Here is a 22,354-nt window from a genome sequence, read left to right as displayed (position 1 = left end):
TTTGTATTGTTATTGCCCATTTATACTAACGCCTAATGTCATCTATGCCTACAAACAGGCAGAATAATTACAAAGTAAACGAAAAGGACCCTAGATGTACCAGCAGATTGTAATATTGACCGGAGCAGGGATCTCAGCGGAATCAGGGTTACGTACCTTTCGAGATCAAGATGGACTATGGGAGCAACACAATATTGAAGAGGTCGCGACACCTGAAGGCTATGCCAACAATCCGCTGTTGGTCGAACGTTTTTATAATGAGCGTTGGCGCCAGTTTCATGATGGTTCGATAGAGCCTAATGCGAGTCATATTGCGTTAGCAAAACTTGAGCAGGAGTTTGAAGGTGATTTGTTAGTTGTGACTCAAAACATCGATGATCTGCATGAGAGAGGCGGTTCTAAGCGGCTTTTACATATGCATGGTGAATTATCAAAGGGCCGATGTCCACGCTCTAAGCAGACCTTTGTACTGAGAGAGCCTTTTGGACCTGAGCATACCTGTACCTGCTGTATTCCTGCACAAAGGTTAAGGCCGCATATCGTGTGGTTTGGCGAGATGCCAATAGGTTTAGATAGAATTCAGCATGCGCTCGATAGTTGTGACCTTTTTATCGCTATAGGTACATCGGGCACTGTCTATCCCGCTGCGGGGTTTGTTGATACTGCTAATCATCATGGAGCGCAGACTGTAGAAGTTAATATTATGCCAGTGGATCGTCATAGCCAGTTTCAGTACCACTTGGAAGGGAAGGCGAGCGAACTTGTCCCTAGGTTAGTTGACAATATTCTTAGTGGTAAGGTAATCAGTGACCTACTTTAGGAGAACGCTTTAGGTGAATAGTTTAGTGAATGATACCGATTTTAATGGGCTCGCGATCATAATGCGCGGTTTGCCTGGAAGTGGAAAAAGCTACTGGGTAGAGGAATATATTAATAGCTTACCTAAGAAGGATACCGCTCAATATAAAGTTTGCTCAACCGATGAGTTTTTCTATCAAGAGGGGGAGTATCGCTTCGAACCGAAGCATTTATCAAAATATCATCAGCTCAATCTGACTCGGTTTATTCACGCCATAGCCAATAAAGTGCCAGTGGTGATCTGTGATAATACTAATATGGCACAGTGGGAATTTGAGGGCTATTGCGCCGCAGCTAAGGCTGAGGGTTATCAAATTCAGATCCAACAAATTGGTGAACCTAAGAATAAGGAGCACCTGTTATTATGTGCCGATAGAAATAAACACAGGGTTTCTCTAAGTAGTATTACTCGTATGGCAAGGGCATTTGAAGCCTTATAGCAAGATCATCATCTGCGAGTAGAGCTCTTAACCAGCCAAGAAACGAGCTTACATTGCTACCTTTCTCACTTTTTACTCTATTTAGTTAGAAGAGTGTTGAGCTGTTGCAAAGCAGATTAGCCGAATTTAAGCCAATAAAAAAGCCTATAGGTTTGCACCTATAGGCTTTTATTAAAGAGTTAACTTCTAAGAGTAATAATTACTTCTTAGCGTTTCTTTCTTTAACTTCAGCGATAACTTTCTCAGAAACACTGTTTGGACACTGTGCGTAGTGAGCGAATTCCATAGAGAATTGGCCACGACCAGAAGTCATAGTACGTAGTGAACCGATGTAACCGAACATTTCTGAAAGTGGTACGTCAGCCTTAATACGAACACCTGTTACACCAGCGTTTTGGTCTTTGATCATACCACGACGACGGTTAAGGTCACCAATTACGTCACCAACGTTGTCATCTGGGCTGAATACGTCAACGTTCATGATAGGCTCAAGAAGTTGTGCGCCAGCTTTTGGCATAGATTGACGGAATGCGCCTTTAGCAGCGATTTCGAACGCGATAGCTGACGAGTCAACTGCGTGGAAAGCACCATCTTTAAGTTCGAATTCAACGTCTAACACAGGGAAACCAGCAACAGTACCGGTGTTCATCATGCTAGCGAAACCTTTCTCAACTGCTGGCCAGAATTCCTTAGGAACGTTACCACCAACAACAGAAGATTTGAACGTCAAACCAGTGTTAGCTTCGCCTGGACGGATAACGTAGTCGATCTTACCGAACTGACCAGAACCACCAGATTGCTTCTTGTGCGTGTAGCTATCTTCGATTTCACGAGTGATAGTTTCACGGTATGCAACTTGAGGCTCACCTACAATTAGCTCAACGCCGTATGTACGCTTAAGGATATCTACCTTAATGTCTAGGTGAAGCTCACCCATACCTTTAAGGATAGTTTCGCCTGAGTCTTCGTCAGTCTCTACGCGGAATGATGGATCTTCAGCGATCATCTTACCGATAGCGATACCCATCTTCTCTGAACCACCTTTGTCTTTTGGTGCTACAGCGATAGAGATTACTGGCTCTGGGAATACCATTGCTTCAAGAGTACAAGGGTGCTTAACATCACATAGAGTGTGACCAGTTTGTACGTTCTTCATACCAACGATCGCGATGATGTCACCAGCTTGTGCGTAGTCTAGCTCGTTACGCTCGTCTGCTTGCATCTCACACATACGGCCGATACGCTCAGTCTTACCAGTTGCACTGTTAAGAATCGTGTCGCCTTTACGTAGCTGACCTGAGTAGATACGTACGAATGTTAGTGCACCGAAACGGTCATCCATGATCTTGAATGCTAGTGCTTTTAGTGGCTCGTCGATAGAAACTAAAGCAAACTCACCAGTTTCATTACCTTCTTCGTCAGTTAGAGGCTGTGGATCAACTTCTACTGGATCTGGTAGGTAATCAACAACTGCGTCAAGAAGAAGCTGCATACCTTTGTTCTTGAATGCAGAACCACAGTATGTTGGGAAGAAAGTCATGTCACGAGTACCAGCACGGATACAACGCTTAATGTCTTCCATAGATGGCTCTTCGCCTTCCATGTAAGATTCCATTAGGTCGTCGTCCATCTCAACCGCAGTCTCGATTAGCATTTCACGGTATTCTTCAACTTGGTCAACCATGTCAGCTGGAACGTCAGTTACTGTGTAGTTTTCAGCTTCACCAGTATCATCCCAAACGTATGCTTTACGAGTTAGTAGGTCAACAACACCACTGAACTCATCTTCGATACCAATTGGAAGTACCATTACTAGCGGGTTAGCAGCTAGTACGTCTTTAGTTTGCTTAACAACACGTAAGAAGTCAGCACCCATACGGTCTAACTTGTTTACGAAGATGATACGAGCAACTTCAGATTCGTTAGCATAACGCCAGTTAGTTTCTGATTGTGGCTCAACACCACCAGAACCACAGAATACACCGATACCGCCATCAAGAACTTTAAGAGAACGGTAAACTTCTACTGTAAAGTCAACGTGACCAGGGGTGTCGATAACGTTGAAACGGTGATCTTTCCAGAAACAACTAACAGCAGCAGACTGAATGGTAATACCACGCTCAGCTTCCTGTTCCATGAAGTCAGTTGTTGATTCGCCGTCATGCACTTCACCTAGCTTATGGATCTTACCGGTAAGCTTTAGGATACGCTCAGTTGTAGTAGTCTTACCCGCGTCAACGTGAGCAAAGATACCAATGTTTCTGTACTTTGATAAATCAGTCATTTTTCTACTCTATTGGAGTTACGTTCTAAAATTCCGCGCAAGTATAGCAATACTTTTCAATTTATTTTATCGATTTTTATCATTCAGGGCTAAATTAAACGAAATATCATAAAAAAATCACATTTTATAGCCAAATCTAAGGTTGGTAATTAAGCGCGCGGGCAAGGTACTTCACGGGTTGTCGCTATTTTAGTCTCAATTTGCCGTGATGATTGCTCTTCTAGATTTATTTTTAAGGATATAGAGCAAACAAACAGGAGAGTCCGAGGCTTGGCTAGCCTCAGGTCATTTAGAATGGTAGAGGACAGCCAGTTTGAAAATCTTGGGTAAATAGCTCGACCGCTTGAGGTTGAGCCCTCATCGGCCGGAATTATTCTTTCTAGTCGTCTGTAACGCTTGGCCTTAACCGTGACTAATAAAGACGCTTTCGTTGCAGGGTAAGGATATCTGCTTGGCTACCGTTTTCATTGCATGAGTTAATTGACTCAGCTGAGCTGAGGTTATGCAGTAGGGCGGCATAATGTAGATAAGATTAGAGAAAGGCCTTATCCATACACCTAAATCGACAAACTGTTGTTGCAACTCAGCAGTGTTGAGTGTGGTATTCATCTCTAGTACGCCTACCCCCCCTAAAACTCGTACATCTTTTACATTGTCAAAAGCTGTAGCTTCGGCTAACTCTGCCTTGAGTTGAGTCTCAATCGACTTGATCTGCTTTTGCCAGATATTTTCCTGGAGTAGCTCAAGGCTGGCTATGGCTGCAGAGCAGGCTAGAGGATTGCCCATAAAGGTAGGTCCATGCATAAACACACCTGCAGGTGAGTCACTGACACCTTGAGCAACCTCATCACTACACAATGTCGCTGCTAATGAAATATAGCCGCCCGTTAATGCCTTTCCTAAACATAAAATATCGGCTTCAATATCACTATGCTCATAAGCAAACAGCTTACCGGTTCTGCCAAATCCAGTGGCTATCTCATCGAGAATGAGTAGTACATCATATTTATCACACAGTTTACGAAGGGCTGATAAATATTCAGGGTGATAGAAACGCATACCGCCAGCACCTTGCATTATTGGCTCAACGAGTAACGCGGCAATTTGTTGGTGATTGTCTTCAAAAATAGCGGCTATTTCATTGAGCTCTTCGGGATCAAACTCACCATCGAAACGAGATTGAGGTGCAGGAGCGAACAGTTGTTTCGTGACTAAATCACCAAACATGGTGTGCATACCGCCTTCAGGATCGCACACGCTCATGGCGGCAAAAGTATCACCGTGGTAGCCATTTTTTATGGTGAGAATCTTCTGCTTGTTAGGTTTGGCTCTACCTTGCCAATACTGAAGTGCCATTTTCATCGCGACTTCTACAGCGATGGAGCCGGAGTCGGCTAGAAACACTTTGGTTAAGTTAGGGCTGGTCATATTTACGAGTAAACGAGCAAGCTCCACTGCAGGACGATGTGTGATGCCCCCAAACATGACATGGCTAAGTGTTGCCGCTTGTTGCTGCATGGCCGCAACAATTTTGGGGTGGCTGTAACCGTGTACACAAGCCCACCAAGAACTCGTACCATCAATCAGTGTTTTACCATCTTGTAGCTGCAGTTCAACACCTTTAGCAGCGACAACACCGAAGGCTGGTAGCGCATTAGCCATAGAAGTATAAGGGTGCCACAAGTGTTCCTTGTCAAATTGAAGGTCGATATGCGTAGTAGTAGATAGGATATCTTTGTTCATAATTTAACCGTTAGTAAACCTTTTGAATGGTATGACATTGACAGGTTACGGCTTGAAGGTATCCTAGGCAAGATAAAAATTTACCAAAAACACGAATTAAATGCAGTTAATTATATGTTTTTAATATTAATTTGTTAATAAGTATAATAGAGCAGATAGAGTGCAAACTCGCCAAAGTGCGAATGTGGATTGTCATCGCACCATAAATCGCTGCATTTATCGCTGAATGTGAGAGTAAAAGGGAACAGCATGTCTGAAGTACAGCCAAGAAATAACTGGAAGCGTGAAGAGATTGAAGCCTTATTCGCTTTACCTATGAACGATCTTCTTTTTCAGGCGCAGAGTATTCATCGCCAAGAGTTTGATCCAAATGAAGTTCAGATCAGTCGTTTGTTGTCGATAAAAACAGGTGCTTGTCCAGAAGATTGTAAATATTGTCCTCAAAGCGCTCGTTATGACACGGGTCTTGAGAAAGAGCGCCTGCTCGCAATGGAAACCGTCTTGACCGAAGCGCGTAGCGCTAAAGCGGCTGGCGCATCGCGTTTTTGTATGGGAGCCGCTTGGCGTAACCCGAAAGAGCGCGATATGCCGTACCTTAAGACGATGGTTGAAGAGGTTAAAGCGCTGGGGATGGAGACTTGCATGACATTGGGCATGCTGTCTGCAGAGCAAGCTAATGAACTGGCTAAAGCGGGGCTAGATTATTACAATCACAATTTAGACACCTCGCCAGAATACTATGGTGACGTGATTACCACGCGTACCTATCAAAATCGCCTCGATACCTTGTCTAATGTACGCGCTTCAGGCATGAAAGTGTGTTCGGGCGGAATTGTTGGTATGGGTGAAACGGCAACGGATCGCGCTGGACTTATTCAACAATTGGCGAATTTAGATAAACACCCAGATTCTGTGCCTATCAATATGTTGGTCAAAGTTGAAGGGACACCATTTGAAAAGCTCGATGATCTCGATCCATTAGAGTTTGTGCGTACGATTGCTGTAGCTCGCATTACCATGCCTAAATCTCGAATTCGTCTGTCGGCGGGTCGTGAAAATATGAGCGAGGAGCTGCAGGCGATGTGTTTCTTTGCCGGGGCGAACTCCATCTTCTACGGTTGTAAGCTGCTTACGACACCAAACCCTGAAGAGAATGATGACATGAGCCTGTTTAAGAAACTAGGCTTACATCCTGAGCAGGGCGTAGCTGCGACAAAAGAGCAAGATGAAGCTATGCTTGCCAAAGCAGCAGCACAGCAAGATAAAAAATCGGCTGCATTTTATGACGCCGGAGCACTCTAGTCACGTGTGCTCTTGTCTATCTATAAGGGCATTATCGTTATAGAGTGCCTTCTCATTGCTTTATGTCGATAGCGGCTACTTAGTACTAAGACATAGAGTTATATAAACCCACTTACTGATATTTAAGTGGGTTTATTGGATATTTACGTCTTTAAATTGAGCAAGCTTAATGTCAGAAAGTTCCATTACTCACCCTGTTAAAGAATCGTTGAGTACTCGGGTGGTCACAAAAAACCAATCATTAGATGAGCAGGGGCTGCTAAGGCGACGAATCAATCTTGTTTTAGACTCTAACCAGTCCAATTACTTCGAAGTTGATGCTTTGCCATATGTTAATTTCAGTAGTAATGATTACCTTGGCCTGTCAACGTCCCCCATTATCATAGATGCCCTCTATCAAGGGGCAAAAGATTATGGTGTTGGCAGTACTGCGTCACCTCTAGTGGTTGGTTACAGTCAAGCACATCTGCAACTTGAGCAGACTCTGTGTGATGCGACAGGACATGAAGCGGCACTGCTGTTTTGCTCGGGTTTTAGTGCCAATACCGCACTGATGAAAACCCTGTTTAATGAAACCGATCTAGTGTTGGCAGATAAGCTCATTCATGCCTCTATCATAGATGGGGTTCAGGACAGTGGCGCTAAGCTTAAGCGCTTTACTCACAATGAGTTAGAAAGTGCAAAGAGCCATTTAGAACGCTTCAAGCCTAGCGCATTAATTACTGAAAGTGTGTTTAGTATGGATGGTGATCTCGCACCATTAGTTGAGTTGTCAGCACTTTGTCAGCAACATCAGTGCTGGCTTATCGTCGATGACGCACATGGCTTTGGTGTATTAGGTGAAAATGGTCTAGGCGCGTCACGGATGTCGGATGAGATTAAAATCGATGCACAGCTGGTGACTTTTGGTAAAGCTATGGGCGGTCAGGGCGCAGCAATTCTAGGCAGTCAAGAGCTAATCGATTTCTTAGTCGCTAACGCCCGTCAATATATCTACTCTACGGCGTTGTCTCCTGCTAGCGCTGTGGCTGCCTACGCCGCGATAAAAGTGATAAAAGAGCAGCCCGAGTTGCGAGAAAAGCTGAGCAATAATATTAGCTGTTTTAGGCAAGCCTGCGCAGAGCATGATATTAAACTCACCGACTCTCAAACTGCGATTCAGCCGATTATACTTGGCAATTCAGCTAAGACTATGGCCGTTGCCAAAAGATTGAAAGAGCATGGTTTTTGGCTGGGAGCTATTAGACCACCAACCGTTCCCAAAGATGCTTCAAGGCTTAGGCTGACACTCAATGCGAACCACTGTCAGAAAGATATCTTGGCGTTAGTGGGTGTGTTAGCGAGTATATTGAGTGACGATTGATATGAATGAGACTGAGTCTCTAACTCTCTTTGAACTGAAACCATCAAATTTAATTGATTTTTAGGATCCAACGCTGTGAATACAGGATCAAATAAGCTTAACCTAGAGGTTGCTGAACGCTTCTCTGCTGCGGCTGCTCATTATCACAGTTACGATGTGCTTCAGCAGCAAACGGCAAAGCACTTACTGGCTCTAATGACCCCCGGCACCCGCTTGCTCGATATCGGTGCTGGACCGGGCACTGATTTCTCTAATTTTTCAGCAGTTGAGCGAGTTTACTGTTTAGACATCGCCAACGGCATGCTCAAAACGCTTAATAACAGCTTTCCTCATTACACTCCTATCTGTGGTGATGCGCAAAACCTACCAATAGCTAGTGGATCAGTAGACAGTATTTACTCAAATGTTGCCCTGCAATGGTGCCTAGATCTCCCTAAGGCCGTGTCTGAAGCGAATAGAGTGCTTACTCAAGATGGTGAGTTAAATATGAGCATAGTGGCTAAAGGTAGCCTTATGCAGTTATCTGAGCTTGGTTTTAAGGTGAATTCGTTTATCGATGAGCAGGAGTTACGCTCTTATTTTTATAAGGTTCATTGGCAACTCGAGTCGTTCGAAACCAAAGCTATTACCGTTTACTTTACTGATTTAAGAGCATTACTACAGTCGATAAAGGGAGTGGGTGCATCAATAGTTAAGCAACAACAGGGAGTTAATCAGCCTCAAGTCACATTGAGAGGACGTAAAGATTGGCAAGCATTACAGCTTAAGGCAGAGTTGAACAGAGCCCCTGAGGGCCTACCTTTAACATATAATATTAGCTTTATTAAAGCGCGGAAAAAGCGCTAAAGCCGCTGAGACAACTTGGAGTAGATATGACTTTTTTTGTAACGGGTACCGATACCGATTGTGGTAAGACGTTGATCTCTTCTGCATTGCTAACGGCCGCTAAGGGTGAGACAGTAGGCTTTAAGCCGATAGCTTCAGGCTGCGAGCAAACAGAGGTAGGGCTTAGAAACAGCGATGCGTTAGCACTTATGGCGGCATCGAGTATTAAGCTACCTTACGAAGACATCAACCCATTTGCTTTTGAGCCCGCGATTGCACCACACATTGCCGCTGCGGAGAAAGGGCTAAAGTTGGAGCCTAAGCGTATCGAAGCTTTACTAAAAATGTCTGAGTTTGTTGGAGCTGACTTTTGTTTGATTGAAGGCGCAGGGGGCTGGCGCCTACCGTTAGGGGAAGGGCATTTCCTTTCAGAAGTCGTACAATCAATGCAGTTACCCGTAATTTTGGTGGTGGGCATGAAGCTAGGTTGCCTAAATCACGCGTTATTAACAGCAGAAGCGATTAAAGCTGATGGCTTAAATATTGTGGGCTGGGTAGCAAACCAAGTTGACCCCGATATGGCTTATTCAGAGCAAAATCTTGAGACCTTAAAGTCGCAGTTAACAGCACCGTTCCTAGGCTATGTGCCTTATCTTGCCGATGCTACGGCCAAATCGGCTGCTAGATATCTCGATTTAGCAGCGTTAGAGTCAGTATAACCATCTGTCTTTTGGCCAAAGTTTCAGCCTAATTTGCTGGGGAACTACCTCAAAAAGTTAGGCTTATCTTTTTGTTAACAAAGATTAATCCCACTTCAATATTAATCTCATCCTTTGCCGATTAAATTAATTTTGTTTTAATGAAATAAACCTAGACTCATCTCACTTGGTATTAAGTAGGGCTGAAGCGACTATTATTAAAGCAATAGTAGATAATTTTCTATCTCTCCCCTTGAATTCTTGTTTTTAGGACATATTATGTCTTCAAGAGTGTATATCAGGTACTTTGTATCCTACAGGAGCTTAAATGAAGCGTATATTTTTACTGATTGCCACTAACATGGCGATCTTATTGGTGGCATCGATTGTGATGTCTATTCTAGGTGTTAATACCTCTACCATGGGCGGATTATTAGTATTCGCTGCGATATTTGGTTTTGGTGGTGCATTTATCAGTTTGGCAATCTCAAAGTGGATGGCTAAAAAGACCATGGGCTGTGAGGTTATTACTACACCACGTGATAACACAGAGCGCTGGTTAGTTGAGACTGTTGCTCGTCAAGCAGAGAAAGTCGGTATTAAGATGCCAGAAGTTGCGATCTACCAGTCGCCTGAGCTAAACGCTTTTGCTACTGGACCAAGCAAAGACAACTCTCTGGTCGCTGTAAGTAGTGGCTTACTGTATGGCATGAGCCAAGATGAGATTGAAGCGGTTCTTGCTCACGAAGTTAGCCACGTAGCTAACGGTGACATGGTGACATTGACCCTTATTCAAGGTGTTGTGAACACATTTGTTATCTTCGCGGCTCGTGTGGTTGCTGGCATCATTGATAACTTTGTATCAAGTAACGATGAAGAGGGCGAAGGTCTTGGCATGTTCGCTTATATGGCGGTCGTGTTTGTCTTAGACATGCTGTTTGGTATCCTTGCGTCAATGATTGTTGCTTACTTCTCACGTATTCGTGAATACAGAGCCGATGAAGGCGCTGCACGTCTAGCAGGTAAAGAGAAGATGATTGCGGCACTTGATAGATTGCGTCAAGGCCCTGAAACTGGCGCTATGCCAGCCTCAATGTCAGCATTTGGCATCAATGGCAAGAAATCAATGGCGGAATTGCTAATGAGTCACCCGCCACTAGAAAAACGTATTGCGGCGCTACGAGCGCACTAAGATTACGCATTTCCAAAAAAGCGGTTCGAGAGTAAATTCTCCGAACCGCTTTTTTTTTGCCCAAAATCAAGGTGCTAAACAAGTACAATTGTCATATTCACTGGCGTAATTTGACTAAGCGCACATTTTGGGGATTATCACAATGATATGATCTTTCAGCTAAATTAGTTGCGAATTAGATAATGCTTAGCTAAATTAACCTAAGTCGTGCTAAAAAAATATTGTTCGCAAGATGAAAACAACCTGACTATTAAGTTTTCACTATGCGGACATCAAATGAGGATACAATTGTGAGCAATAAACTACTAAGTCTGGTCTTTGGTGCGGCATTCGCTGCACTGGCTTTATCGCCATCAGCTTTCGCAGATGGTCAAGAGCTAGCCGAAATGCATGCTGAAATGGATGGTTGTGAAGCGTGTCACGCTGACGGTTCACCATCTGCAGATGGCGAATATGAATTTGAACAGTGTCAGTCTTGTCACGGTACATTAGCTGAAATGGACGCTGTTCACCAACCACATGATGGCATGCTTATGTGTGCTGATTGTCATGCACCTCACGAAATGAACGTGGGTGATAAGCCAACTTGTGATAGCTGTCACGATGATGGCCGTACTGCTGAGTCAGTACTTAAGTAATTTGAATTAACTCAATTTGCTAAAAAGAGCCAGCTTCGAGCTGGCTTTTTTGTGGGTAAAATCAAGGATGAGCATGCTGGACCAGACTTTGTTAGAGGGAGACTGTCCATATTTAATACCTTGACTCGAAGGGAGATATGCTTGAATACGATACCGCAGAGGGAGCTTATTTTTATTTAGTAATCAGTTGGATAGTTATGTTCTTTTGCGGAGACACTACAATGGCTATCACTTTGTCTAAGTTGATTTTGTGGCTGAATTAAATTAGCTTCATTAAGCTAACTTATTGACTGCGAAGGACTGCGTGATGCCGATTATACTTGTTTTATTGTTATTCACCTTGCTTCAAGGCTGCCAGAGTCGCGTTGTTAATCCTGCCCCGCCCATTAAATCACCGACTATTCACTATTTTGTCGATGAGTCAAAGTATAATATTCCAGATCTAGAGTCTTTCTACACGCTTACGGACGAGCAGGTTATTGAACTTGAGCGCTTTTTGCAGGCTGAAGATATCGCTAAGATGCCGCGCCACCAACAAGCTTCAGTATTTTTACAAAGCAGGCTTGTTAACTTTAATTTTCAAGGTGAAAACCTATTTGCTAGTGAGTCATTAGCGAGTCGCCGTGGTAATTGTATGGCGCTTGCGATGCTTACTTACGCTGTAGCCGAGCAGATGCAGGTAGAATTGAGTTTTCAAGTTATGCATACCATGCCACTACTTTTAGAGGTGTCGGACAAGTTTGCTGTTACTTCTGATCATGTTAGGGCATTTTTATATGAATCGGGAAGGGACGGGGCGGGCTACTTGTCAGGAAGAAACCGTATTCTTATCGATTACTTCCCCAGTCGATATGATCGGGGAGGCAAGCTAATTGATCACAATGAATTTTTTGCTATGTTCTATCGAAATCTTGCCGCCGACGCAATGTTATTAGGTGAACTCGAACGGGCTTTTTTGTTGCTAAAAAAAGGCCGTAGTTTTGCACCTGAATATGGACCGGCAATAAATATGCAGGCTGTTGTATTAAGGCTGTTAGGAGATGAGAGGGCTGCAGAGCAGCTGTACCGTTATGGGCTTGAGGTATCGGATAACAAGATCACACTATTAAGTAATTATCACTTCCTGTTAAGTACGCAAGGGCGACAGCAGCAAGCCTTTAAAGTTAAGCAGCGTCTACTGGCACTTGATGACCCTAGCCCATATAAATGGTATTTGCAGGCAATGGATGCGATGGCACAGGATGACTTTGTTAGTGCTAAGGCGTATTTAAACAAGTTTTTGGAAAACACCCGCTATTATCACAAAGCCTATTACGACTTAGCCAAGATCTACATACAGTTGGGAGAGCAAAGCGAAGCCAAGAAATCTCTCGATTTGGCACTGCATTACTCTGAGCGAGATAACGATAAATTGTTATATCAAGCAAAGTTACAATGGTTAGCATCCCAGTAGTCGTTTTACCCTTTTAGTATGAGAAGCCTAAAAGGCTGTTATTTTAGTTATCGGTAGATTTCATTGATTATACAACTGGTTAAAGGCGTTTTTACCACTAGTAGCGATACGCTTAAACGAAAGCTATATAGTAGTAAGGTCTAGGTTGTGTCCAGGAACTAATCATTTGGTATGGTAAGCTTTAATACTCAGGGTTGATGATGCTAAATGAGTTTGACTTCATAATGACCGCGTTAATTGTACAAGCTCAATAAGAGGCGGTTGTAAGTCATGGATAGATTAAAGCGCTTAGAGAAGAAGATTTGTTCTCAAGCAGAAGTCATATCGGTTCAAACTGCAATACTATCGACCCTTCTTCTTCCTGCTATCTTCGTGCATGCACAAGACTTAAGTCAGTTCGATGAACTTAATAGTTATGATAATCATGCTGTAACCTCTCAAGCAGGTGATAATTTAAATGCAATCATTACTCAGCAAGGGATATTTAACCGCGCGGCAATTAGCCAAGTAGGCTTTTCGACTCAAATCGACGTTAATCAAATAGGTGATAGTAACCGAATCACAGCTTTTCAAAGTGGTGCAGAGATAGAAGCAAGCATTCTCCAGCACGGCTTTAATAATTTTGTGGTTTCTTCTCAACAAGGCTCCTTCCTCAATTTAGATATCGAACAGCAGGGAAGTGATAATTTGGCAACTATATTACAAATGGGTAGTGAAAGCGCCATAACGATTAATCAAAATGGTGCAGGTCATCGAGTCTCGGTTATTCAATATGGGCAAGGGCAATCTGCGCGAGTGACACAGGGGCTGAGCCCAAACTAATTTTCTGCGAAAACGTTGCGTTTGTGTGAAATATTTGATGTTTATTTGCGGGATAAGTGTATTACAATAATACCCACATGGATGGTGATACAGAATAAACACGGAGTGAGTTTATGTTTAAAGTGACACATTGGGTTCTAGTAACCCGTTCGCATCTATTTGCAGATCTTCTTAATACTAGATGGCCACAAGAGTTTTTAGTCAAATTACATAGGATCTCTCCTGAACATTTTAACGGCGAGTTATTAGAGAGTCGTATTACGATTATTTTGATTGATCTTGCCACCGTTGATGTTCAAACAGCCTATCAAATCCAAAAACGTATAGATAAGGCGAGTAATACTGCCCGTGTCGTTTTCATTCATTTTCCTAAAAAAATAGACGCCAAGTTTCTAATCAACGCTTCAGTTACTGCCGGTGTTTTTTACTCCGACGCATCGCTTGAAAGTATAGGAGAGGGCATGGCTGAAATCGTAAAGGGTAAGGTCGTCATTCCCCATAGCTTTATCGACTCAAGCTGTAATAAAGATCCCGTATTAGATAATGTAGAAACGCTGACAATTAGGGAGCGAGAAGTGTTACAGGTACTGCGTAGTGGTAGCACTAATATTGATATAGCCAATAAATTATTTGTCAGTGAAAGTACTATTAAGACCCACCTATATCGTGCGTTTAGAAAAATAGGGGTTTCCAGTCGCGGGCAGGCTATCGCTTGGGCCCAAACTAACCTACATGAAGTGACTCAGTGAAAACTTGGTATTTATGCCTGGCTCTGCTGTCGCAACCTATCGTTGCAGAAGAGTTTGAACTAGATAAGCAACCCTCTACTGTTGCTAAGAGTACCAGTGACGAGCCACCGAAAGTGGAAGCCGATTTGATCGATGGACTCATTCTTAATAGAGCGATGACCCGATTTGGGCATCGTTTCTATCGAGAGTTTGTGGCGGCTTATCGCAATATTGGTGGCGTGGTTCAACATTCAGGTTTAACAATCGTTGAGCAAGCAACTGCAAGAAGTGGCAGTAAAATAAGTATTTTGCATAATCGTAGACCTATTTATATCACGGTCGTTTCGCCCGCAAGCCGTAATATTGACGAACAAGCTTTAGCTGCAGCAGCTAGAGTAAATAAAAAAATAGAACAAAATCAAAGGAAAGCAAGCTGGGCACAATTCTTAGATCCGGATTTAGCCCCAGATGAGTTTTAACAAGGAAGATTAATGAAAACAATAATAAGATCTGTTGTGGCTATGGGGCTGTTTACTGCTGCGGGATCGACTTACGCAACACAGCTTATCTATACCCCAGTTAACCCTAACTTCGGCGGTAGTTATCTAAATGGTTCATACCTCCTCTCTAATGCGTCGGCGCAGAATAAGCATACTGGTGGATCGGGCTATGTTCCGCCTACTGCACTTGAGCGTCTGGCGAGTTCTTTAGAGTCTCGACTGATGAGCCAGCTGTTTAATGATGCGGCAAATGGCGGTGAGGGTTATTTAAAGACCGATGACTTTGAGATCCAAGTCGTTAATGAGGACGGCGCGTTATTGGTACATATTACAGATGTGGTGACAGGTGAAACGACTATCATCGAAGTGGGTGGCATTATCGATAACAGTATTGGGGAAGGCTAATTATGAAAAAGCTAATTCCATTTCTTTTTTTTGGTTTTGTGAGTGCATGTTCGACCTCCAATGAGTTAGAACAGATAGAGCCATCATCAAGTTTAATGCCAAAAAGTGAAACATATTATGATCTAATTGGTTTGCCTGCACCTCAAGGCAGCATGGTCGCCGCGGTTTATGACTTCAGGGATCAGACCGGTCAATATAAGCCAATCCCCTCGAGCAATTTCTCCACTGCTGTACCACAAAGTGGTACGGCATTTTTGGCTCAAGCGTTAAATGACTCAAGCTGGTTTATACCTGTTGAACGAGAAGGGCTACAAAATTTGCTGACCGAGCGTAAAATTGTTCGTGCAGGCCTTAAAGGTGATGCTTCAAGTTTGAGTCAGCTTAATTCGGCACAAATTTTGATGGAAGGTGGCATTGTGGCCTATGACACTAATATCCGCACTGGAGGGGCGGGGGCACGTTATTTAGGAATTGGCGCATCCAGTCAATTTCGTGTAGATAGTGTCACTGTAAACTTACGAGCTGTTGATATTAGAACAGGCAGACTGCTTAGCAGTGTGACCACGACTAAGTCTGTATTATCTAAAGAGTTGACGGCAGGTGTGTTTAAATTTATCGACGCCCAGGAGCTTTTAGAATCGGAAGTCGGTTATACCTCGAATGAACCTGTCAGTTTGTGTGTTGCGCAAGCAATTGAAAGTGCTGTTGTACATATGATTGCCGATGGTATTTGGAAGCGTGCTTGGAATTTAGCCGATGCCAAAACCGGACTCAATAATCCTATTTTGAAGAAATATTGGCTTGAGGCTCACTCACTTGAGCGCGTTCAAACTAGACTCAAACAGGGGTGATTCATCGTTTAGACAGCAGAGTTTATATGTTCTAAGGCACCACTTCGGTGCCTTTTTTGTGAGCCGTATCATTGTGGGTATGCTCTGCGATATACATGTGTGTAGATGCTGGATTATGATCCTATTAGGTTCTAGTTAATTTATAAGAGTGGTCTATAAAATTGATATCTTGTGCAACAGCATTATTCGCATGGAGTGTATTTTCGACTTAGGCTGCGACTGTGGGATGTGAGCGAGCTGGTGGGATCAAATGTCAGAAGGTAACTAAACACTATGGACGCTCTAAAGTGATCGTCGTCCCCAAAAACCATCGTCATTATCATGCATACCACTCTCCTCTCTTAATGACTATGGGGATGGCAATAGTCTTAGACGCTGCAGGTAATGCCGTCACCAACACTGGCAATAAGGTTGTTGTGTTAGGTGAGGGAGATGAAGTTACAAATGTTTACGAGAAAGATGGTGTAGTCTATCTGATCAAAGAGCTTAGTTAAAAATGGCTAGCGAGTTAACATTCGAGCGACAACTTCCCTTAATTGAGAGGGGGTTAACCCTCTTAGCTGCATTTATATGTTTGCCTGATATTGTGTTCATTATTAAGAGCGATGTTTCAGAATTGAGTATCATAACTATGATCTCAAGTTTGATTATTGCGATCACTATTTACCTATTTAAATTACTGGCGGTAGGGCTAAGTCGAAGCTTGCTGACCCAGTCTAAAGAGACTCTGATAAACCCTGCAGTACCTGCATCACAGATAAAGGCAGTTCAAAAGAAAGTATCTCATTTTGGTCTATGTACTTTTTGCAATCAGTTCGAAACAAAAATACCTTGTCTGGTCGCTATGTTTGTTCTGATTGTTATAAGATCTTTTTGCAAGTGAAGGGGCATGTATTAACCTCTAATATCAGTGATACGTCGAGAATACAGCGGGCTGGTTGAGATTAATCAAGTTAAAAAAATAGTCGGCCTAAGCCGACTATTCTCTAACAGCTTAATTCTTCTTGTTGAAGTTAGTTGTTCATCTCACGTTCTTTATTTAAGAACTCGAAACCACTCTTTAGGAAGTTAAATCGTTCTTCATCGGGTAACGAGCGAACTTGGGCTAGCATTAGACCGAATGCAGAGTCGATCATTAGTCGATCCGATAACTTTAAGTAACGGTACACAACGGGTCTTAATACCACAGTGAACTGCCCGGTGAATTCATCAAAGCGTTGCTCTTCGATGGCCTTAGTATTGTTTACCAATTCTCGCATACATAGCGCAGCGAGAAGGGCATTCTTATCACTAAATGATTGGTACTGAGCGGCGCGGGAATAGCCTGCTCGCTTATGAACATCAGACATATTCAGTGCTATCATGCCTTTTTCTTGTACCAATTCGGTGGCCGCATCGAGTAGTGCGGTTTCTTTATCCGTTAGCATTGTCAGATTCCTGCAAATATTTTTTTCATTAGAAGTCGTAATCAGGATAAAGTCAACCATATTGTATATACATCTGTTTATTTAGTATGCTGTAAGCAAAGCTTCAATTGGATGATTTACATCGGTAATCTCCGTCGCCTTGGCAACATTTTCGAGTATACTATGGCTAGTAATTACCTTTTTGAGGGCAGACAAATGGCCGAAGAAACCATATTTAGTAAAATTATCCGACGTGAAATTCCTGCAGATATCTTGTACCAAGATGATCTTGTTACCGCATTTAGAGACATCACGCCTAAAGCGCCAACACATATTTTAATTATCCCCAATCATCTGATCCCTACGGCTAACGACATTAAGGCATCCGATGAGAAAGCGTTGGGGCGTATGATGTCTGTGGCGGCTAAGCTCGCGCAGGAAGCCGGGATTGCAGAGGATGGCTACCGCCTAATCATGAACTGTAATGAACATGGCGGCCAAGAGGTTTTCCATATCCATATGCATTTATTGGGTGGAAAGCCACTAGGCCCAATGCTGAGCTCGAGTGAATGAGTGCCAGCAGCGAGCACTATTCATTAACTGCTATGGCGAGTCGCTTTGTCGACCAGTTGACCCAATGTCGTAAGCTTAAATTGAAGGTGCTAGAAGCGAGTGGTAAGCAGGTGTTAATCGAGCTACCTTATGACGAGCAGCTCGTGGGTTATCCTGATACTGGCGTGATCCATGGTGGGGTGATCACGACCTTGATGGATACTGCCAGTGGTTGCGCTGTCGTATGCTCTATCTTCGATAAGTTTCGCTTGCTTGAGATCTCGCCTACGCTGGATCTACGGGTTGATTACATGAAACCCGCAGAGCCCCATAAACCTGTCTATGGGTTTGCCGAGTGCTATAAACTCTCCTCGAGTGTGGCTTTTACCCGTGCGATTGCTTACCAAGACTCCATCGATGATCCCATCGCTCATGCGGTTGGCTCATTTATGCGAATTAGTCCAGAAATGGTGGGGGATGAATTTAGGCAGGCACTAATGGGAGGAGGTGATGAGTATGCTTGATAAAAAACAAGAACTTGCTGAATCCATCCAAGATGGCTCCACTAAAGATGGCTGTGACAAGTTAGACGTAAAAAGCATTGTCAAAAAAGCAAAAGAGCTTAATGACTTCGGTCATCTGCTTGAGCATGTTCCCTATGCTAAGTTCATTGGCATGGCTGTCGAGCGTTTTGGTGATGAGTTGGTATTTAAGCTTCCGGCAAAAGAGGACAACATCGGCAACCCTATTTTGCCTGCACTACATGGCGGAGTGATAGCGGGTTTTATGGAGATGTCAGCGATTGTGCAGTTGATGGTGTTTATGCAAGCCACTAAGGTACCTAAGGTGGTTGATTTCTCAATCGATTACTTAAGAGCCGGCTACCATAAAGACAGCTTTGCCGAGTGCAAGATTACCCGTCAGGGCCGTCGAGTTGCAAACGTTAGTATTAATTGCTGGCAAACCAACCGCAAACATCTTATTGCGACGGCTAGGGCACATTTTTTGATCGATTAAGTGATCAATTGTATAACTAGATAGGGTTCTAGCAAAAAACAGGGGACACAAATGAACAAGGTTTTATTAGGACTATTTACTGCGGCGGCGATTACGGCGTGCGCTCCACATACCGCAGGGGTGATGGCGGGATCAAATGGGGCGGTGCGTGTCGATAACAGCAGCTTTGGTAAAGAGGTACAAGTGACCAATGTCATGGCACGTCCAGAAGGTGGTTTTTTGCGCGGAACGGGTACCATAGTTAGCCAAGTTCCGACGGATTTAAGACTGCAGTATAAATTTACTTGGTTTGACACCAGTGGCATGACCATTGATGACGAAGGGGTGAGTTGGAAGTCGTTAAAGTTACATGGCAAGCAGCAGATGCAGGTTAGTGCCGTTGCACCAAATGCGACAGCGACTCGATTTGAGCTTTATGTTAGAAAAGCTTTTTCTAATTAGTCGCGGTTAATGCGATTGAATCATTTACTTTAGCAAAATCTGTTAAAAAAACGTCAGCAAGCTGGCGTTTTTTTATGCATAAAATCGCTGTTTTTAAAGAAGTCTGTCATGGAGTTGTAAATTTCATGTATAATCGCGCTCGCCAAGGGGTGTTAGAGTCAATTAAACAAAAGTTGGATTGATTGGCTTTGACTGAGATGTTGAAAAACGAACCCTTTGAACCTGATCCGGCTAATACCGGCGTAGGAATGGGCCACAATTCATTTTCCAAGCGCTTCTTTATGTTGCCGGATCTCAAATTTTTAATTTTGAGGTCCTATGTTAAATTTTAAATCTTACTCACCAGTAGCCCTTGGGGTTATTGCTGCTATCACCTCTACCAATACTTTTGCTAATGCCGATGTAGCTACTAATGATGATATTGAAGTCATGGTAGTCACTTCTGATTTTCGCGGTAGTCCCTTAGAAAAAATGCCATCGAGCGTCACGATTCTTGATCAACAACAGATCGAGGATGAAGGGGCTCAGCACTTTGAAGATATTCTTAATAGTATCGCCAACTTTAACTGGTCTGGCGGTAGTTCAAGACCTAAGTATTTTCAGATCCGCGGTGTTGGCGAACAGGAAGAGTATCAAGGTGCGCCAAACTCTTCGGTGGGATTTGTGGTGGATGATATCGACCTATCGGGCTTAGGTATGGTCTCGAGTATGTACGACTTGCAACAAGTTGAAGTGCTAAGGGGACCACAAGGAACACGATATGGCGCTAACGCTTTAGCAGGACTTATCTACCTTAAGAGTAATGATCCAACCGATGTATTTGAACACGGCGCCGAAGTTTCCTTTGGTGATGATAACCTGCAAACCTTCAGTGGATACAGCTCTGGGCCGTTAACCGACTCAGGCGATCTGCTTTATCGCGTCTCATTGCAAAAACACCAGCAGGATGGCTATCGCGATAACCTGTATCTGGGCCTAAGTGATACCAATAATCGTGATGAGTTTACTGGCCGTGGGAAATTGCGCTGGTATGCAACCCAAGATTTAGAGATTGATTTAACCTTTCTTCATGCCAACTACGATAATGGTTATGACGCTTGGACACTGGACAATAATGGTTTTGATACCTTAACCGATGCCCCAGGTGTCGATAAACAGCGTACGACAGGCTCTTCACTTAAGTTTACCTATACTGGTGCCGAAAACTTTGAGTTGATCTCATTAACCTCGTTTGCGCATTCAGATACGCGTCATAACTATGATGGTGATTGGGCTAACCCTGATTACTGGGCGAGTCGAGATTGTGACGGTAGCCCCTGTGAATATGAATATAACTGGGATAAAAAAGGCGACAGAAAGACCGCAACCCAAGAGTTTCGATTATCGTCAACGGAATCTGGGCGTATTTTTGCCGATAGTACCGACTGGTTAATTGGCGTGTACGCCATGGATTTGCAAGAAGATAACGACACAGTTGATACCTATAACCAATTAACAGCCGAATATGAGGCGCAGAATTATGCACTGTTTGGTCAGTTGGACTCAGACTTAGGTACAAGCTATGGACTTTCTGTCGGTTTGCGCGTCGAGCGTCGTGACAGTGATTATAGTGACTCGGCTGGTGATAGTTTTGCTCCAAGTGAAACCATGTGGGGCGGTCATATCGCACTGAGCAAGGCGTTGGCTGAAAACCATGAGTCATATATTCGTGTGGCGCGGGGCTATAAAGCGGGTGGTTTTAATATGTCACTACCCGATGAGTTAGCCGACAAGAAAGAGTATGACACTGAAATTCTTTATAACTATGAGATCGGCTTAAAGTCGAGCTGGTTTAATGGTCAGGCTAACACAAACTTAGCCGTATTCTATATGGATAGACAAGATCAGCAGGTGGCCGCTTCCCAGCAATCCACAGTGCCGGGTGAAGAGGGCAACTTCATTCTATTTACAGAAAATGCGGGCAGCTCCCATAACTATGGCGCCGAATTAGACGGTAACTGGTACGCCACCAATAATTTCAACGTCTACGGCAGCGTCGGTTGGCTTGAAACCGCCTATGGCGATTATCAGTATGAGGATAAGTACGGTACTTTGGTGGATCTTTCTGGCCGAGAGCTTGCTCACTCTCCTAACTTTACCTTCAGCCTTGGTGCGACCTATCGCAGCGATAGTGGCTGGTTCGCTAACGTGAACGCCAGCGGTAAGAGTGATTTTTATTACTCAGATAGCAACGAATCTAAATCCGATGCCTATCAAATCTTTAATGCCAAAGTAGGTTATGAGGCTGATATCTGGTCAGTCTATCTGTGGGGCCGTAACTTGTTTGATGAAAAATACGGTGTTCGTGGATTCTACTTCGGTAACGAGCCTGATTTAGACTGGGCAGATAAGCAGTATATTCGTTACGGTGATCCGCGCCAGATAGGTGTGACGGTTAACGTTAAGTTTTTATAAAATTCTATTTTTTTAAACAACACTATTGAGCCGTACTCAGTGCGGCTGAGGTCAATACTATGAAATTAACAGCAGAGATCAGTTGCTACCCACTGCAAGATAACTACTTAGATCCGATTAAGTGGTTTATTGCCCGAGTTGATTCCTATGACAATATCCAGCGAGTCACCAATGCCATGGCGACTCAGGTGGTCGGCGAATATGGCGATGTGATGTCGATGCTCGCGATCGAGATGCAAGCGGCTCACGAGAAGTGGGGCAAGGCTGTTTTCGTCTGTAAGTTTATTGGTGGTGAGCTAAATTTAAGTCACAGCGAATAAAAAGGTTTTGATTGATGGCCATAGAATTTACTTCGTTCTTTGGCCTTTTTGATCTTAACAAT

At 43.5% G+C, this 22,354-nt stretch carries 24 protein-coding genes and 1 riboswitch; of the genes, 21 read left to right on the top strand and 3 right to left on the bottom strand.

What is annotated here, in order from left to right:
- Positions 1–94: 94 nt before the first annotated feature.
- Together cobB and JMA39_RS18685 are read left to right on the top strand one after the other, a co-directional pair.
- The gene (cobB, locus tag JMA39_RS18690; RefSeq protein ID WP_202723396.1) at positions 95–820 is read left to right on the top strand and encodes a Sir2 family NAD+-dependent deacetylase; all 726 of its coding nucleotides are present in this window, start codon (positions 95–97) and stop codon (positions 818–820) included.
- Positions 821–881: 61 nt separating this feature from the next.
- On the top strand, positions 882–1,298 hold the full coding sequence (locus tag JMA39_RS18685; RefSeq protein WP_202723466.1) for an AAA family ATPase: 417 nt from the start codon (positions 882–884) through the stop codon (positions 1,296–1,298).
- Between the two features lie 199 nt (positions 1,299–1,497).
- Here JMA39_RS18685 and fusA read toward each other — a convergent pair whose 3' ends face one another.
- Positions 1,498–3,582, bottom strand: a complete 2,085-nt coding sequence (gene fusA, locus JMA39_RS18680) for an elongation factor G (protein WP_202723395.1) — start codon at positions 3,580–3,582, stop codon at positions 1,498–1,500.
- Between the two features lie 402 nt (positions 3,583–3,984).
- Positions 3,985–5,325 carry an adenosylmethionine--8-amino-7-oxononanoate transaminase gene (gene bioA, locus JMA39_RS18675; RefSeq protein WP_202723394.1) on the bottom strand — a complete coding sequence of 447 codons (1,341 nt, stop codon included), beginning with the start codon at positions 5,323–5,325 and terminating at the stop codon, positions 3,985–3,987.
- 249 nt (positions 5,326–5,574) lie between these two features.
- Here bioA and bioB point away from each other — a divergent pair, with 249 nt between their 5' ends.
- The 13 genes from bioB to JMA39_RS21255 all read left to right on the top strand — a co-directional run bounded on the left by bioB (position 5,575) and on the right by JMA39_RS21255 (position 16,596).
- A complete protein-coding gene (bioB, locus tag JMA39_RS18670) occupies positions 5,575–6,627 on the top strand; it encodes a biotin synthase BioB (protein ID WP_202723393.1) in 1,053 nt (350 codons plus the stop codon).
- Between the two features lie 169 nt (positions 6,628–6,796).
- On the top strand, positions 6,797–7,990 hold the full coding sequence (locus tag JMA39_RS18665; protein ID WP_202723392.1) for an 8-amino-7-oxononanoate synthase: 1,194 nt from the start codon (positions 6,797–6,799) through the stop codon (positions 7,988–7,990).
- A gap of 75 nt (positions 7,991–8,065) precedes the next feature.
- Complete coding sequence (locus JMA39_RS18660; RefSeq protein WP_202723391.1) at positions 8,066–8,836, top strand: methyltransferase domain-containing protein; 771 nt, start codon at positions 8,066–8,068, stop codon at positions 8,834–8,836.
- Positions 8,837–8,862: 26 nt separating this feature from the next.
- Complete coding sequence (gene bioD / locus JMA39_RS18655) at positions 8,863–9,534, top strand: dethiobiotin synthase (protein ID WP_202723390.1); 672 nt, start codon at positions 8,863–8,865, stop codon at positions 9,532–9,534.
- Positions 9,535–9,841: 307 nt separating this feature from the next.
- Positions 9,842–10,705 (top strand): protease HtpX, encoded by an 864-nt coding sequence (gene htpX, locus JMA39_RS18650; protein WP_202723389.1) that lies wholly within the window; start codon positions 9,842–9,844, stop codon positions 10,703–10,705.
- A gap of 290 nt (positions 10,706–10,995) precedes the next feature.
- Complete coding sequence (gene cctA, locus JMA39_RS18645; RefSeq protein ID WP_202723388.1) at positions 10,996–11,343, top strand: tetraheme c-type cytochrome CctA; 348 nt, start codon at positions 10,996–10,998, stop codon at positions 11,341–11,343.
- 307 nt (positions 11,344–11,650) lie between these two features.
- Positions 11,651–12,796 (top strand): tetratricopeptide repeat protein, encoded by a 1,146-nt coding sequence (locus JMA39_RS18640; RefSeq protein ID WP_202723387.1) that lies wholly within the window; start codon positions 11,651–11,653, stop codon positions 12,794–12,796.
- Positions 12,797–13,066: 270 nt separating this feature from the next.
- Complete coding sequence (locus JMA39_RS18635) at positions 13,067–13,618, top strand: curlin (RefSeq protein WP_202723386.1); 552 nt, start codon at positions 13,067–13,069, stop codon at positions 13,616–13,618.
- 113 nt (positions 13,619–13,731) lie between these two features.
- The gene (locus JMA39_RS18630) at positions 13,732–14,367 is read left to right on the top strand and encodes a LuxR C-terminal-related transcriptional regulator (protein ID WP_202723385.1); all 636 of its coding nucleotides are present in this window, start codon (positions 13,732–13,734) and stop codon (positions 14,365–14,367) included.
- Positions 14,364–14,825 carry a curli production assembly/transport protein CsgE gene (locus JMA39_RS18625; RefSeq protein WP_202723384.1) on the top strand — a complete coding sequence of 154 codons (462 nt, stop codon included), beginning with the start codon at positions 14,364–14,366 and terminating at the stop codon, positions 14,823–14,825. Before JMA39_RS18630 ends, JMA39_RS18625 begins: the two co-directional genes overlap by 4 nt.
- A gap of 12 nt (positions 14,826–14,837) precedes the next feature.
- A complete protein-coding gene (locus JMA39_RS18620) occupies positions 14,838–15,251 on the top strand; it encodes a curli assembly protein CsgF (RefSeq protein WP_202723383.1) in 414 nt (137 codons plus the stop codon).
- 2 nt (positions 15,252–15,253) lie between these two features.
- The gene (locus JMA39_RS18615; RefSeq protein WP_202723382.1) at positions 15,254–16,102 is read left to right on the top strand and encodes a CsgG/HfaB family protein; all 849 of its coding nucleotides are present in this window, start codon (positions 15,254–15,256) and stop codon (positions 16,100–16,102) included.
- A gap of 356 nt (positions 16,103–16,458) precedes the next feature.
- Positions 16,459–16,596: a hypothetical protein gene (locus JMA39_RS21255; protein ID WP_237732917.1), complete on the top strand. Its 138-nt coding sequence runs from the start codon at positions 16,459–16,461 to the stop codon at positions 16,594–16,596.
- A 519-nt stretch (positions 16,597–17,115) separates the two neighbouring features.
- Here the strand turns inward: JMA39_RS21255 and JMA39_RS18605 are convergent.
- The gene (locus JMA39_RS18605) at positions 17,116–17,529 is read right to left on the bottom strand and encodes a helix-turn-helix domain-containing protein (RefSeq protein WP_202723381.1); all 414 of its coding nucleotides are present in this window, start codon (positions 17,527–17,529) and stop codon (positions 17,116–17,118) included.
- A gap of 195 nt (positions 17,530–17,724) precedes the next feature.
- Here JMA39_RS18605 and hinT point away from each other — a divergent pair, with 195 nt between their 5' ends.
- The 6 genes from hinT to JMA39_RS18575 all read left to right on the top strand — a co-directional run bounded on the left by hinT (position 17,725) and on the right by JMA39_RS18575 (position 22,292).
- Positions 17,725–18,081, top strand: a complete 357-nt coding sequence (hinT, locus tag JMA39_RS18600) for a purine nucleoside phosphoramidase (protein WP_202723380.1) — start codon at positions 17,725–17,727, stop codon at positions 18,079–18,081.
- Positions 18,078–18,584, top strand: a complete 507-nt coding sequence (locus tag JMA39_RS18595) for a PaaI family thioesterase (RefSeq protein WP_202723379.1) — start codon at positions 18,078–18,080, stop codon at positions 18,582–18,584. The genes hinT and JMA39_RS18595 overlap by 4 nt, the downstream gene beginning before the upstream one ends.
- Positions 18,571–19,077 (top strand): PaaI family thioesterase, encoded by a 507-nt coding sequence (locus JMA39_RS18590; protein ID WP_373316324.1) that lies wholly within the window; start codon positions 18,571–18,573, stop codon positions 19,075–19,077. The genes JMA39_RS18595 and JMA39_RS18590 overlap by 14 nt, the downstream gene beginning before the upstream one ends.
- A gap of 51 nt (positions 19,078–19,128) precedes the next feature.
- The gene (locus tag JMA39_RS18585; protein WP_202723378.1) at positions 19,129–19,518 is read left to right on the top strand and encodes a YcfL family protein; all 390 of its coding nucleotides are present in this window, start codon (positions 19,129–19,131) and stop codon (positions 19,516–19,518) included.
- 135 nt (positions 19,519–19,653) lie between these two features.
- Positions 19,654–19,784: riboswitch (TPP riboswitch) on the top strand.
- A 52-nt stretch (positions 19,785–19,836) separates the two neighbouring features.
- Positions 19,837–21,972: a TonB-dependent receptor gene (locus JMA39_RS18580; protein WP_202723377.1), complete on the top strand. Its 2,136-nt coding sequence runs from the start codon at positions 19,837–19,839 to the stop codon at positions 21,970–21,972.
- Between the two features lie 59 nt (positions 21,973–22,031).
- Positions 22,032–22,292 (top strand): hypothetical protein, encoded by a 261-nt coding sequence (locus JMA39_RS18575; RefSeq protein ID WP_202723376.1) that lies wholly within the window; start codon positions 22,032–22,034, stop codon positions 22,290–22,292.
- The last annotated feature ends 62 nt before the right edge of the window (positions 22,293–22,354 follow it).

It is taken from the genome of Shewanella schlegeliana, assembly GCF_016765635.1.
In the GTDB taxonomy this organism is placed as follows: Bacteria; Pseudomonadota; Gammaproteobacteria; order Enterobacterales; family Shewanellaceae; genus Shewanella; species Shewanella schlegeliana.
Note: the sequence above shows the minus strand (reverse complement) of the source record. Positions and strands in the feature narration are given on the sequence as shown.